The organism is Micromonospora sp. NPDC047740 (assembly GCF_043204735.1).
Classification (GTDB): domain Bacteria; phylum Actinomycetota; class Actinomycetes; order Mycobacteriales; family Micromonosporaceae; genus Micromonospora.
Genome location: NZ_JBIDCT010000001.1, coordinates 910,756 through 923,861, shown reverse-complemented (window position 1 = coordinate 923,861; position 13,106 = coordinate 910,756). Strand labels below are relative to the sequence as shown.

The window sequence follows — 13,106 nt, the reverse complement described above, 5'->3', positions numbered from 1 at the left end:
GTACGGTAACGGAGATGATGATGCGAGTTGCGATCGCCGGTGGCGGCCTCGGCGGCCTGACGCTGGCCCGAATCCTGCACCGGCACGGCATCGGCGCGGTGGTGTACGAACGCGAGGCAAGCCGATCCGCGCGATCACAGGGCGGATCGCTCGACCTGCACCCGGAGTCCGGGCAACGGGCCCTGGCCGATGCGGGCCTCGCCGGCCGATTCCGGTCCGAGGCACGGCCGGAGGGCGAGGAACATCGCATCCTCGACCCGGCCGGACGCACCCTCGTGCACCACAAGCCACAACCCGACTCATTCTCCGGACGCCCCGAGATCGACCGCAGCGCACTGCGTGATCTTCTGCTCGATTCGCTCCCCGGCGACGCGGTGGCCTGGCAGCACCGGCTCGTCGCGGCGACGCCACGACCCGACGGAGGCTTCGGGCTGACGTTCGATGGCGGCCACAGCGCCGACTGCGACATCCTCATCGGCGCGGACGGCGCACGCTCGGTCGTCCGGTCGCTGCTGACCGACGCGCCACTGTCCTCCGTGGCCACATTGGTAGAGTTCAGCATCAGCGACGCCGACCGGCGCCACCCGGATCTCGCCGAACTGGTCGGCCCGGGAAACCTCTGGTGCATCGGCGTGAGCCAGATCCTGGCAGCGCAACGCCTCGGCGACGGCAGCATCCGAGTCGGCGTCTCCTTACCCGCGAACGATCGCCACCTGGACACCTACGGCAGCAAGCGCGCTCTGCTGGACATGTTCGATGGCTGGGACCCCAGCCTCACCGCACTCATCGAAGCCGCCGACAGCCCGCCGACCCCACGCAGGATCGAGGCGATGCCCACCGGTACACGCTGGGCCCATCAGCCGGGCATCACCCTCATCGGTGACGCCGCGCACCTCATGCCGCCGGTCGGCGAGGGCGCCAACCAAGCCATGCTCGACGCCGCCGAGCTCGCCGCCGAACTCGCCACCAAACCCGCCGACCCCGACTCGGCGATCCGGACGTACGAGGAGGCGATGTTCACGAGGATCCACCCGATCGCCGAAATGTCCGCACGAGTCCAAGCAATGATGCTGTCCCCCACCGCAGCCGACGACATCATCCGCTTCTTCACGCCGCGGCCCACCGAGCCGGCACCCGCAGACTGACAACGCGCAACGCAGCCGGCTCGATCGGGTCAGGAGCGAGAGCGAGCTCTCGCTCCTGACGCCTCAATCGTTGGCGCCGACGTAGGCCGCGAGGTGCTCGCCAGTGAGGGTGGAGCGGGCGGCGACGAGGTCGGCCGGGGTGCCCTCGAAGACGACCCGGCCGCCGTCATGGCCGGCGCCGGGGCCGAGGTCGATGATCCAGTCGGCGTGCGCCATGACCGCCTGGTGGTGCTCGATGACGATGACCGACTTGCCGGAGTCGACGAGCCGGTCGAGCAGGCCGAGCAGCTGTTCGACGTCGGCGAGGTGCAGGCCGGTGGTCGGCTCGTCGAGGACGTAGACGTCACCCTTCTCGGCCATCTGGGTGGCCAGCTTGAGCCGCTGCCGCTCGCCGCCGGACAGCGTGGTGAGCGGCTGGCCGAGGGTGAGGTAGCCGAGCCCGACGTCGACGAGCCGGTCGAGGATCTTGTGCGCGGCCGGGGTACGCGCCTCGCCGCCCTTGAAGAACTCCTCGGCCTCGGTCACCGACATCGCGAGCACTTCCGCGATGTTCCGGCCGCCCAGCGTGTACTCCAGCACCGACGCCTGGAAGCGCTTGCCCTCGCACTCCTCGCAGGTGGATTCGACGGTGGCCATGACGCCCAGGTCGGTGTAGATGACGCCGGCGCCATTGCAGGTGGGGCACGCACCCTCGGAGTTGGAGCTGAACAGCGCCGGCTTGACCCCGTTGGCCTTCGCGAACGCCTTGCGGATCGGGTCGAGCAGCCCGGTGTACGTCGCCGGGTTGCTGCGCCGCGAACCGCGGATCGCGCCCTGGTCGATCACCACCACGCCGTCGCGGTCGGCGACCGAGCCGTGGATCAGGGAGCTCTTGCCGGAGCCGGCCACGCCGGTGACCACGCAGAGCACCCTGAGCGGGATGTCGACGTTCACGCCCTGAAGGTTGTGCGTCGACGCGCCGCGGACCTCCAGCGCGCCCGACGACGACCGCACCGACTTCTTGAGAGCCGCCCGGTCGTCGAGATGGCGGCCGGTGGTGGTGTCGCTCCCCCGCAGCCCCTCGACGGTGCCCTCGAAGCAGACCGTGCCACCCGCCGTGCCGGCGCCGGGACCGAGGTCGACGACGTGGTCGGCGATCGCGATCGTCTCGGGCTTGTGCTCCACGACGAGCACCGTGTTGCCCTTGTCCCGCAGCCGCAGCAGCAGGTTGTTCATCCGCTCGATGTCATGAGGGTGCAGGCCGATCGTCGGCTCGTCGAAGACGTAGGTCACGTCGGTCAGCGACGAGCCGAGGTGCCGGATCATCTTGGTGCGCTGGGCCTCTCCCCCGGACAGGGTGCCCGCCGGACGGTCGAGCGAGAGGTATCCCAACCCGATCTCCGCGAACGAGTCAAGGAGGTGCTGCAGCCCGGTGAGCAGCGGGGCGACGGACGGCTCGTCGAGGCCCCGGATCCAGTCGGCCAGATCGCTGATCTGCATCGCGCAGACGTCGGCGATGCTCTTGCCCTTGATCTTCGACGACCGGGCCTCCTTGCTGAGCCGGGTGCCGTCGCACTCGGGGCAGGTCGTGAACGTCACCGCCCGCTCCACGAAGGCGCGGATGTGCGGCTGCAGCGCGTCGACGTCCTTGGACAGGAACGACTTCTGAATCTGCGGGATGAGCCCCGCGTACGTCAGGTTGATCCCCTCGACCTTGATCTTGGTGGGCTCCTTGTAGAGAAGGTCGTGCAGCTCCCGCTTGTTGTACTTGCGGATCGGCTTGTCCGGGTCGAAGAAGCCGCAGCCGCGGAAGATGCGGCCGTACCAGCCGTCCATGCTGTAGCCGGGGATGGTGAGCGCGCCCTCGTTGAGCGACTTGCTGTCGTCGTAGAGCTGGGTCAGGTCGATGTCGTTGACCGAGCCCATGCCCTCGCAGCGCGGACACATGCCGCCCAGCCGGTGGAAGGTCGCCTTCTCGGTCTTCGTCTTGCCGGCACCGCGCTCGACGGTGATCGCACCGCTGGCCGTCACCGACGGGACGTTGAACGAGTACGCGTTGGGCGAGCCGATGTGCGGCTGCCCGAGCCTGCTGAACAGGATCCGCAGCATCGCATTGGCGTCGGTGGCGGTACCGACGGTGGAGCGGGGGTTGGCGCCCATCCGCTCCTGGTCGACGATGATCGCCGTCGTCAGGCCCTCCAGCAGGTCGACCTCCGGCCGCGACAGCGTCGGCATGAAGCCCTGCACGAAGGAGCTGTAGGTCTCGTTGATCATCCGCTGCGACTCGGCGGCGATCGTGGCGAACACCAGCGAGCTCTTGCCCGAGCCGGAGACGCCGGTGAACACCGTCAGCCGGCGCTTCGGGATTTCGACGGTGACGTCCTTGAGGTTGTTCTCGCGCGCGCCGTGCACGCGGATCAGGTCGTGGCTGTCGGCAACGTTCAGCGCAGGCGACTGCGAGTCCGTCCTCGTGGCAATGCTCATTGTGTCTCCATCTGTTGGGCGGGGACCGCCTTCGCGGCTCCCGTCGGCGCCGCCTGGCGAGGCGTCAGACCAACCAGCGGCCGTCGCGCATCAGGTCGCGGTCGGGCAGCTCGTTCACTTCGCGCCACGCCTGGATGCGGCGCGGGGAGACGCGGAACCAGCGGTACGGCGTGGCCAGCGCACGCGGGTCGAAGCCGGTGCGCGCGGCGAACCGGTCGCCCAGCTCCCGCGGCAGCGCGTCGATCTCGAGGACCTCTACCTCCCCCTCGATCATGGACACGTCGCGGGTGTGGCCCAGCCCCAGCCGAACTGCCCGGGTGGCGGCCAGGTTCCTCCCGGTCGGGCTGTCCGTCGGCGTGGCCATCAGCAGCACCTCGCCGTCCCAGTCGAAGGACAGCGGCACCAGGTACGGCCCGCCGTCCGCCGAGGCGCTGGCCACCCAGAGATCGATGTCGTGGGTGAGCCGATGCTCGGTGTCGTGACGACGCTGAGCGCGGGAGCGGGGGGCGGCGCTCATCGGTCCTGAAGCAGGCCGAGGACGTTTCCGTCGGGGTCGGTGACGGTGGCCACCAGGCGGCCCCCACCGACGTCGTGTGCGGGCTCCTTCACGGTGGCACCCGCCGCGGTCACCTCGGCCAGCTTCGCCTCGATGTCCGGCACGTGCCAGTAGGCCACCGGTGAGGTCATGCCCTGCGGTCCACCGCCCGGCACCAGCCCGATCTGCTGACCCGCGGCCTCGAAGCCGACGTAGTAGGACGAGTCGGTCTGCGGCGGTACGCCGAGCAGGGCGGTGTACACCGCCTTGGCCGCCGCCAGGTCGGACACGGGATGCAGCACGGTCATGATTCCCTGCGTGGCAGTCATGGTCACTCCTGGGGTCGTGGATCGCAACGTCGATCAGGCTAGTTGCGGCCCGTGACCCCCCGCTTCTTGATTCCTGATCGGTCTGGTCACCTGTTTCGCCACGCACGACGGCATCCCCGCCGCCGCCCCCGCCGCCTGCCGCCGGTACACGCTCGGCGGCACACCGACCAGCTCGGTGAACCGACTACTGAAGGTACCCAGCGACGCGCAACCGACCGTGAAACAGACCTCGGTGACACTCAGGTCACCACGACGCAGCAGCGCCATCGCACGCTCGATACGCCGCGTCATCAGATACGCGTACGGCGACTCGCCGTACGCAGCCCGGAACTCACGGCTGAGATGCCCGGCGGACATGTTCACACCCCGCGCCAGCGCCTCGACATCCAACGGCCGCGCGTACTCCCGGTCGATCCGATCACGCACGCGACGCAGCCGCGCAAGGTCAAACAGCCGCTGGGCCGCGGCGGATCTGCTGGTCACCCGCGAAATCGTGCCACGCCTCGCCGGAGTTGCCCAACACCGGTGGCCCCACTCCGTGTCAGCGCCTACCGGGTGAGGAGGGAGCGCAGCTTCTTGACGATCTCTGCCGGCGCCTCCTCCGCCATGAAGTGCCCCGCGGACGTGGTGTGGTGCTCCAGGTCCGGGGCCCAGGCCCGCCACAGTGCGGCGGCGTCGTAACCGAGCGCGGCACCCCAGTCCTGCTGAACGACGGCCACCGGCATGGCCAGCCGGTTCCCGGCGGCCCGGTCGGCCTGGTCGTGCTCGATATCGATGCCGGCCGAGGCGCGGTAGTCGGCGACGATGGAGTCGACCGCCGCGCGGGAGGCGGCCAGGTACTCGGCGCGCACGTCCGCCGGGATGGCCTGCGGGTTCTGCGCCCACAGGTCGAGGAAGTAGCCGAAGAAGGCATCCGCGCTCGCGCTGATCATCTGTTCGGGCAGGCCCGGCGGCTGGGCCATCAGGTAGAGGTGGAAGGCGACCGCGGCGGGCGCACCGTGCAGGATGTCCCACATGTCCAGGGTGGGGAGGACGTCGAGCGCGGCCAGGTGAGTGATCGCGTCCGGGTGGTCCAGGCCGGCGCGGATGGCCACGAGGGCACCGCGGTCGTGTCCGGCGAGGGCGAAGCGGTCGTGCCCGAGCCGGCGGGCGAGGGCGACGACGTCGGCGGCCATCGTCCGCTTGGCGTACGTGTCGGGGCGGTGCGCGGCGGGTTTGTCGCTGGCTCCGTAGCCGCGCAGGTCGGGGCAGATCACGGTGTGATCGGTGGCTAGGTCGACGGCGACGTGCCGCCACATGAGGTGGGTCTGCGGGAAGCCGTGCAGCAGCACGATCGGGCTGCCGGCGCCGCCCACCGCCAGGTTCAGCGTCACGTCGTCGGCGACCGCGACGCGCTGGTACTCGAAACCGGGGATGACACTTGTCATGGTTGTCCTTTCTCGTTGGCTCGTTCAGCGTGCCGGCTGCGGATGAGCAACCGATGAGCGCGATACGTTGCTCTCAGGCGCGGGAGGGTGGTCGATCGGTGCAGGTCAGGTTCGGTGTTCTCGGGCCGGTGGACGCCTGGGACCAAGCCGGCACGCCGATCGATCTGAAGGGGCCCCGCCACCGGGCGGTGCTTGCGCGGCTGATCGTCGCGCGCGGCCGGGTCGTCCCGGTCAGCCGCCTCGTCGATGACCTGTGGGCGGAGCCGCCCGTCGGAGCGGTGAGCGCCGTCCGCACGTTCGTGGCCGCGTTGCGGCGCGCGCTGGAGCCGCAGCGGCCGCCGCGGGAGCCGGCCAAGCTGTTGATCACCGAGGGGCCGGGCTACGTGCTGCGGGCGGCCCCGGAGACGGTGGACGCCTGGCGGTTCGAGGACGAGGTCGCCGCCGCTGCCGGCGCGTCGGCGCAGGAGGCGCTCGAGCGCCTCGACCGGGCCCTGAGCTGGTGGCGGGGGCCCGCCTATGCGGGCTTCGACGACGAGCCATGGGCGCGCGCGGAGCGTTCCCGGCTTGACCAGCTACGGCTGAACGCGGTCGAGCGGCGGGCCGAGGCGCTCCTGGCGCTCGGGCGAGCCGCCGACGTCGTACCCGATCTTGACGCGCACGTGGCGGAGCATCCGTGGCGGGAGGAGGCGTGGCGGCTGCTTGCGCTGGCCCTGTATCGGGCGGGACGCCAGGGCGACGCGCTCGCGGTGCTGCGCCGAGCCCGCGGCCTGCTCCTGGCGCAGCTCGGTGTCGATCCGGGCCCCCGTCTGCGTCGCCTGGAAGTCGACATCCTCCGTCAGTCCGAACGAGCGGTTGACGCGCTCGACGCGCTGGGTCCGGAGCGGGTGTGGGCGGACGCCGCGGCGGCCTACGACCGTGCCGTCGCGTCCGGCTCGCGGACTCGGCTCGAGTCGACGGTCGGCCTGCTGCGCAGCCTCGCGGTGGCCGGGCCGGGCGGGCTGGAGGCGGCGCGGGAACAACGGGTCGCGGCCATCGCCGCGGCTGAGCAGCTGGGCGATCCCGAACTCACCGCGCGGGTGATCGGTGGGTACGACGTACCGGCGATCTGGACCCGCTCGGATGATCCGGACCAGGCGGCGCGGATCGTGGCGGCGGCCGAGCGGGCCCTCGCCACCCTTCACCCCACCTCTCCCGAGGCCACTCGCGCCGGCCTGCTGGCCACCATCGCGGTCGAGTCCCGGGGCACGCGGTCGGCGCGCGGACCCGAGGCGGCCCGGGAAGCGGAACGGATCGCCCGCCGCCTGGGCGACCCGGCACTGCTGGCCTTCGCCCTCAACGGCGCCTTCATGCAGACCTTCCACCGCGCGGGTCTCGCCCCCGAGCGCGACGAGATCGGCGCCGGCCTCGTCGCCCTCTCCGCGCGGCACGGCCTGGCCTCGTTCGAGATCCTCGGGCACCTCATCCGCCTGCAGGCCCGCGGCGCACTCGCGGACTTCCGCACGGCCGACCAGCACGCCGCCGCCGCCGACCGGCTCGCCGCGCGGCACGAGCGCCCCCTCGTGGGAGTGTTCACCCAGTGGTACCGCGCGCTGCGGCTGGCCGCGACCGGGGCGTCACCGCCGGACGCGGAAGCCGCCTACCGGGAGGCGGGGGCGCAGCTCCCCGGCGCCGGCATGCCCGGGGTCGAGCAGGGTCTCCTGCCGCTGGCCCTGTTGTGCCTGCGGGTGTGGCGCGGTCTCCCGATCGGTTTCGGTGAAGACACCGACTGGGGCCCGTACGCCCCGTGGGCCCGCCCGCTGCTCCTGCTGGCCCGGGACCGTCGACCCGACGCCGCCACGGCCCTGCGTCAGACTCCGAACCCGCCACCCGACCTGCTCTTCGAGGCCCTGTGGTGCCTGACCGCCCAGGCCGCGATCGCGCTGGACGACCGGGCGATGATGCGACGCGCCCAGACGGAACTCGCGCCGGCGGCGAGGGAGCTGGCCGGAGCCGGCAGCGGCATGCTCACCGTCGGCCCCGTCTCAGGCCACCTCGACGATCTCGCTGCCGCGCTCGGCGGTACGCCGGGCCCATGACCCGCCCAGCTGCGCGGCGTGTCGGCTGGGACAGGATTTCGAAAGCTGCGAGGCAGCCGTACCATACCGGACATGGCTCCACGAATCGGGCGGGCTCCCGCGCACTCGGTCACTGCCGGGTAGTACATGGCGGAGACCGTGGAGGATCAGGAGTGGGCGCCGTCCCCTGCCCAGGACGCCGACCGACAGGACATTCGACTTGCCGCGGTCATGACCGGTGGAGTCAGCCTGGCAGTCTGGATCAGCGGCGTCACTCTTGAACTCTTTCGGCTGGCCACGGCCCGCACAGGCGCGGGATCGGCGTACGCATCGCTGCTGGATCTGCTTCGGGCCGACGTCCGCGTTGATGTGATCTCAGGGACGTCGGCGGGCGGTCTCAACGGGGCTTTCCTGGCGCTCGGGCTCGCCCGGGGCGGGGACCTGTCCGTCATGCGCGACCTGTGGCACGAGCACGGCAGCCTGGACCGACTGTTGCGCGATCCCTTGACCCGCAACCCGAAGTCCCTGCTCAAGGGCGACGACTACTTCCTGCCCAAGGTGAGGGAAGCGCTGGAGAAGGTGATCTCGGATGCCCGGCGCCCCGCCAGCCGAACCGACGACGACCGGGTGCCGATCGAGTTGGTCCTGACCGGGACGCTCTGGCAGGGCAGGTCCACGACCTTCACCGACGACCTGGGCGTCGCCATCACCGAAACCGACCACGACGCCACCTTCCGGTTCGCCGACCTACGGGCCGGCTACCGCGATGGTCGGCCCGTCAGCGGTGACCTGGCCGCCGACGCCGTACTCGGGGAGTTGGCCGCCGCAGCGCGATGCACCTCCTCCTTCCCCGGCGCGTTCGAGCCGCATTTCGTTCGGGTGGACCCCGGAGCCCCGGCCGGGGACCTGCGGTGGGAGTCCGCGGCGGGTCGAGCCAACTTCTGCGAAGCACAGTACGTGGTGGACGGCGGAGTCCTGCTCAACAAGCCGATCAGGCCCGCGCTGGAGGCGGTGTACCGGCAGACGGCCGGCTTTCAGGTGCGTCGAGTGCTTGCTTACGTCGCTCCGGATCCGGGCGAGGTCTACTCCCCCACAGCCGACGCGATGCTTGAACCGGATGTGGCCGACCGGCCGGCGTCGCCGCTGCCGTCGGCCCGCGAGGTGCTGCTGGGAGTCCTCACCCGCCTGCGGGCGACAGACTCCGTTTCCCGGGAGCTCACGGAGATTCGCAACCGCAACGCCAATGCGCGGCAGCGCCGCCGGGCACGTGACCGGTTCGCGATGACCATGACGGACGTCGCCGACCAGCTTTCCGAACGGGCGTGGCCGGCCTATCTGGAGGTTCGCGCCGAGCACGCGGCCCGAACGCTGGCCCCGCTGCTGGCGGCCGGGCAACGCGGCCGGCCCGCCGGGCAGTGGAGCGGGCAGGAACTCCTTACCGCGCTACGGCGACAGCCGATGTCGTTCATCCCGCAGGGCGCGTTCCCGGAGGCGCTCGGCAGAGTCGGGGTGAGCTGGGACTGGGGGCAGACCACCGTCCAACGGCTGGCAGACATGACCGTCGACCTGCTCAAACGAGCGGTGTGGCTGGCCCACCTCGGATCGCCGGAGCGCGCGGCCATCGTGCGCTGCCGCGAAGAGGTGGCTGCCACGCTGAAGGAGATCCACGCCGACCGGGAAGATCTCAACCGCTACTGGTCCACCGCGCCGACCGGACCGACGCGATACGGCATCGGCCCGATGCCGGCACGCCGGGGCTCGCTGAACGAGACCGCCGAAAACCTCCCAGAACTGGAACGATGGCTCGCAGCTGCGTTGGTGGCGTGGGATGCCCTACCCGCGCCCGACGACGCCGCCCGGCGGGCTCGTCTGTACCGACAGGCCCTCGAACTGGCCCGGCGCCTCCGCGAGGTCGCCCCGGCCGTACGGGCCGTGAGCGAGGCAGGAAACGACGTCCTCGATCCGGACGGCGAGTGGGCGCAGCAGCTTGCCGCACTCCACCGGTTCCTCGTCCCGGCGCAATCCACCCAGGCCGCGAGCGAGGCGGAGCAGCCGACGGCGACGGCCGATGCGGGCCCTGCCAGCAGTGCGGAACGGCCGAGCGACGAGACCGTGCTGCAGAACATGCTGCGCCTCGACGTCGTACAGCTGGCGTTCACCAGCGCCAGCCCCGAGCCGGAGCAGGAGGTGGAACTGGCCAAGGTCTCCTCGGTGAACCCGGACCGGTTGACCGGCATCCAGCTGCACCATTTCGGCGCCTTCTACCGCGGCTCCTGGCGAATGAACGACTGGCTGCACGGCCGGATGGACGCGGTCGAACAGCTCATCCGGATCCTGCTGGCACCGGAGCGACTGCGGCAGTGCCTGCTGACACCCGGCTCGGCGGCCGCCGCCGAGCCTCGGCCGGCTCCCTCGGAGGCCGTGGCCCAGCTCATGGCGGCACTGGAGCGTTGCGCGGTTCCCGACCAGTCACCGGACCGACGGTGGCTGGCCGAGCAGTGGGCACAGGACCGGGCGGCATGCGAACGCGAGGTGGAACAGATCATTGCTGGCCCGGATGCACCGTCCTTGTGCGCCTGCCCCCGAGCCATGGCCCGACCGATCCAGACCGCAGTGCTCAGGGAAGACCTCCCCAGCCTCGCCATCGCGGTGCGCGGCGAGGGCACCGACCGGTCCCGGACGAGCAGCAGCTGGTTGGAGTCCTTTGACGCCGCCGACCGCAAGGCCGGTCAGAACCTGCCGGCCGAGGAACTGTGGCGGCTGTGGGACGAGGCCGCGAAGATCGGCAGGGAACGCATCGAGGGCGACGTCGGAAGTGACACGTTCGCGCGAACCGTGTCGCACACCGCCACCGTCCTCGCCAATGTCGCCGGGGACTCGGCTCGCATCAGGCCGGTGACCGCGGTCCTCTCCGCCTTCCGCGGCTACGCCCTCGCCGTCTGGGCGATGGTGGCCATGCTCACCCGCGGCAGCGCCGTGGGTACGCGTGCGGTGGAGATCGCGGTCGCGGCCGGCGGAGTCCTCCTTGCCGTCACACTGCTGGTGCCTGCGGTACCGGTCGCCCTGACCCTGCTCGCTGTTCTCCTTCTCCTGGCCGGCTTCTCGGCTGCTGCCCTGCTCTCGCCCCGGGCCAGGCCGGTCGGTGTGCGCCTGGCAGCGGCGGTGCTCGTCGTCCTCCTCGCTCTCGGTGGCGTGCTGTGGTGGGACTGGGCCCGCAACGGCTCTGCGGCGCTGATCTGGAGCCTGTCGATCAAGCTCGGGGTTTCGGTGCTCGTCGTCCTGCTCGGCTGGTGGGTCGCCCGTGCACAGCCCCGCCGGCCCGGACGCGGCCGGCGATAGGCGGATACCGCGCTTGCGGTACGCGTCCGATGTGCTGCCTTCGTACAGTGACCGGATGCGGCGGTGGACGATCGACGCGGGCGTCGTGGCAGTCAGTGGTGCCCTCACCTGGCTGCGGCTCACGTCGACGGCGGTAGCGCCGGACGACCGGGGAGCCGACGCGGTGGCATACGTGCTCTGCGCTGCCATGGTCCTGGCGCTGTCGGCTCGGGGGCGGTGGCCGGCTGTCGTCCTGTCCGTGGTGGGCGGCCTCTTTCTCCTGTACCACGTCCTTCGTTATCCCGGTGGGGCCCCGGCCGTTCCGGTCTGGGTGGCGCTGTACTCGGTGGCCGTGGCGCCTCGTCGCCGCGTCGGTCTGGCGGTGGCGGCGCTGTTCATCGCGCTGGATGCGCAGGGGCGCACAGCGGTCGCCGGGGTGGGCGTCCTGGACGCGACGCTGGACAGTTCGACGGTGGTGTTCGTGGCGGCGCTGCTGTTGGGTGAGGTGGTTCGGGGGCGGCGGGCCCGGCTGGCGTTGCTGGCCGCCGAACGGGACCGGGCCGCCGAGCGGCAACTCGCCGACGAGCGGCTGCGCATCGCCCGTGAGCTGCACGACGTCACCGCGCACACGCTCGCCGTGGTCGGTGTGCAGGCGAGCGTGGCCCGCGACGTGCTCGACGACGACCCGGCGCAGGCCCGCGCGGCGCTGGACGCGGTACGCCGGGCCAGCCGGGAGGCGATGGTGGAGTTGCGCGCCGCGGTAGGCGTGCTGCGCGACGGCCTGCCGGCGCAACCGCAACCGCTGGCCCCCGGACTTGACCGGCTGCCGCTGTTGGCGGCAGAGACCGGCGCCGTGCTGGTATGTGACGGCGAGCCGCGGGCGTTGCCGCGCGCCGTGGAGGCGGCGGCCTACCGCATCGTGCAGGAGGCGGTGGCCAACGCGATACGGCATGCCCGTGCCGGACGGATCGAGATCGGGTTGGGGTACCGACCTGACGGGCTGTCCCTGACGGTGCGCGACGACGGACGTAATCCCGCCGGGCCACCAGGGAACGGACTGCGCGGGATGACGGAACGGGCCGTGGGCCTCGGCGGTTGGCTGCGTGCGGGCCCGTCCGACGGTGGCGGTTTCGAGGTGCAGGGGTGGTTGCCGCGATGACCGTGAAGGTGCTGCTCGCCGACGACCAACGGCTGGTGCGCGCCGGCTTCCGGGTCCTGCTGGAACGGGCGCCGGACATCGAGGTGGTCGCCGAGGCGGCCGATGGCGACGAGGCCATCGCGCTGACCCGGGCGCACCGGCCGGACGTGGCACTGATGGACATCCGCATGCCGGGTACGGACGGGCTGACCGCGACCCGGCGGATTCTCGCCGACGGCCGGCTGCCGGGCGTTCGGGTTGTCGTGCTGACCACGTTCGAGCTGGACGAGTACGTGTACGCGGCGTTGCAGGCGGGCGCGAGTGGTTTCCTGCTGAAGGACGTGGAGCCGGACGAGCTACGCCGTGCGGTACGGGTGGTGGCGGCCGGGGACGCGCTGCTGGCTCCGGCGGTGACCCGCCGGCTCATTGCGGCGTTCGCGGCCGGCCCGTCGGTGCCGGGCACGGAGACGCTGACCGTGCGGGAACGTGAGGTGGTCGGGCTGGTCGCGGCGGGCCTGTCCGACGGGGAGGTCGGGACTCGGCTGGGAATCAGCCCGGCCACCGCCAAGACGCACGCCAACCGGGCGATGGCGAAGCTTGGCGCGCGGGACCGGGCCCAGCTGGTCGTGTTCGCCTACCACAGCGGGCTGGCCGGTGTACCGCGACTGCGGTAGGCCGCCATCAGCGCTCGGCGAAT

General features: G+C 71.4%; 10 protein-coding genes. 5 read left to right on the top strand and 5 right to left on the bottom strand.

Features of this window, described 5'->3' with window-relative positions; genetic code table 11:
- Window positions 1–14 precede the first annotated feature (14 nt).
- On the top strand, window positions 15–1,145 hold the full coding sequence (locus tag ACGF4F_RS03835) for an FAD-dependent oxidoreductase (protein WP_393074576.1): 1,131 nt from the start codon (window positions 15–17) through the stop codon (window positions 1,143–1,145).
- 63 nt (window positions 1,146–1,208) lie between these two features.
- On the opposite strand, the gene ACGF4F_RS03830 is transcribed toward ACGF4F_RS03835, so the two are convergent.
- The 5 genes from ACGF4F_RS03830 to ACGF4F_RS03810 form a co-directional block, all read right to left on the bottom strand.
- Window positions 1,209–3,608 (bottom strand): ATP-binding cassette domain-containing protein, encoded by a 2,400-nt coding sequence (locus ACGF4F_RS03830; RefSeq protein WP_393074573.1) that lies wholly within the window; start codon window positions 3,606–3,608, stop codon window positions 1,209–1,211.
- Window positions 3,609–3,672: 64 nt separating this feature from the next.
- Window positions 3,673–4,125: a pyridoxamine 5'-phosphate oxidase family protein gene (locus tag ACGF4F_RS03825; RefSeq protein ID WP_393074570.1), complete on the bottom strand. Its 453-nt coding sequence runs from the start codon at window positions 4,123–4,125 to the stop codon at window positions 3,673–3,675.
- Window positions 4,122–4,472 (bottom strand): VOC family protein, encoded by a 351-nt coding sequence (locus ACGF4F_RS03820; RefSeq protein ID WP_357436226.1) that lies wholly within the window; start codon window positions 4,470–4,472, stop codon window positions 4,122–4,124. Before ACGF4F_RS03820 ends, ACGF4F_RS03825 begins: the two co-directional genes overlap by 4 nt.
- 33 nt (window positions 4,473–4,505) lie before the next feature.
- The gene (locus ACGF4F_RS03815; RefSeq protein WP_073838364.1) at window positions 4,506–4,955 is read right to left on the bottom strand and encodes a helix-turn-helix transcriptional regulator; all 450 of its coding nucleotides are present in this window, start codon (window positions 4,953–4,955) and stop codon (window positions 4,506–4,508) included.
- 65 nt (window positions 4,956–5,020) lie between these two features.
- Entirely contained in the window at window positions 5,021–5,899 is an 879-nt protein-coding gene (locus ACGF4F_RS03810; RefSeq protein ID WP_357436223.1) for an alpha/beta fold hydrolase, read from the bottom strand.
- A 98-nt stretch (window positions 5,900–5,997) separates the two neighbouring features.
- Between ACGF4F_RS03810 and ACGF4F_RS03805 the strand changes: the two genes are divergently transcribed.
- From ACGF4F_RS03805 to ACGF4F_RS03790, 4 genes are all read left to right on the top strand, one after another.
- A complete protein-coding gene (locus tag ACGF4F_RS03805; protein ID WP_393074565.1) occupies window positions 5,998–7,974 on the top strand; it encodes a BTAD domain-containing putative transcriptional regulator in 1,977 nt (658 codons plus the stop codon).
- A 126-nt stretch (window positions 7,975–8,100) separates the two neighbouring features.
- The gene (locus ACGF4F_RS03800) at window positions 8,101–11,292 is read left to right on the top strand and encodes a patatin-like protein (RefSeq protein ID WP_393074562.1); all 3,192 of its coding nucleotides are present in this window, start codon (window positions 8,101–8,103) and stop codon (window positions 11,290–11,292) included.
- 55 nt (window positions 11,293–11,347) lie between these two features.
- Window positions 11,348–12,430 carry a sensor histidine kinase gene (locus ACGF4F_RS03795; protein WP_393074559.1) on the top strand — a complete coding sequence of 361 codons (1,083 nt, stop codon included), beginning with the start codon at window positions 11,348–11,350 and terminating at the stop codon, window positions 12,428–12,430.
- Window positions 12,427–13,083 carry a response regulator gene (locus ACGF4F_RS03790; RefSeq protein WP_393074556.1) on the top strand — a complete coding sequence of 219 codons (657 nt, stop codon included), beginning with the start codon at window positions 12,427–12,429 and terminating at the stop codon, window positions 13,081–13,083. The genes ACGF4F_RS03795 and ACGF4F_RS03790 overlap by 4 nt, the downstream gene beginning before the upstream one ends.
- Window positions 13,084–13,106 lie beyond the last annotated feature (23 nt).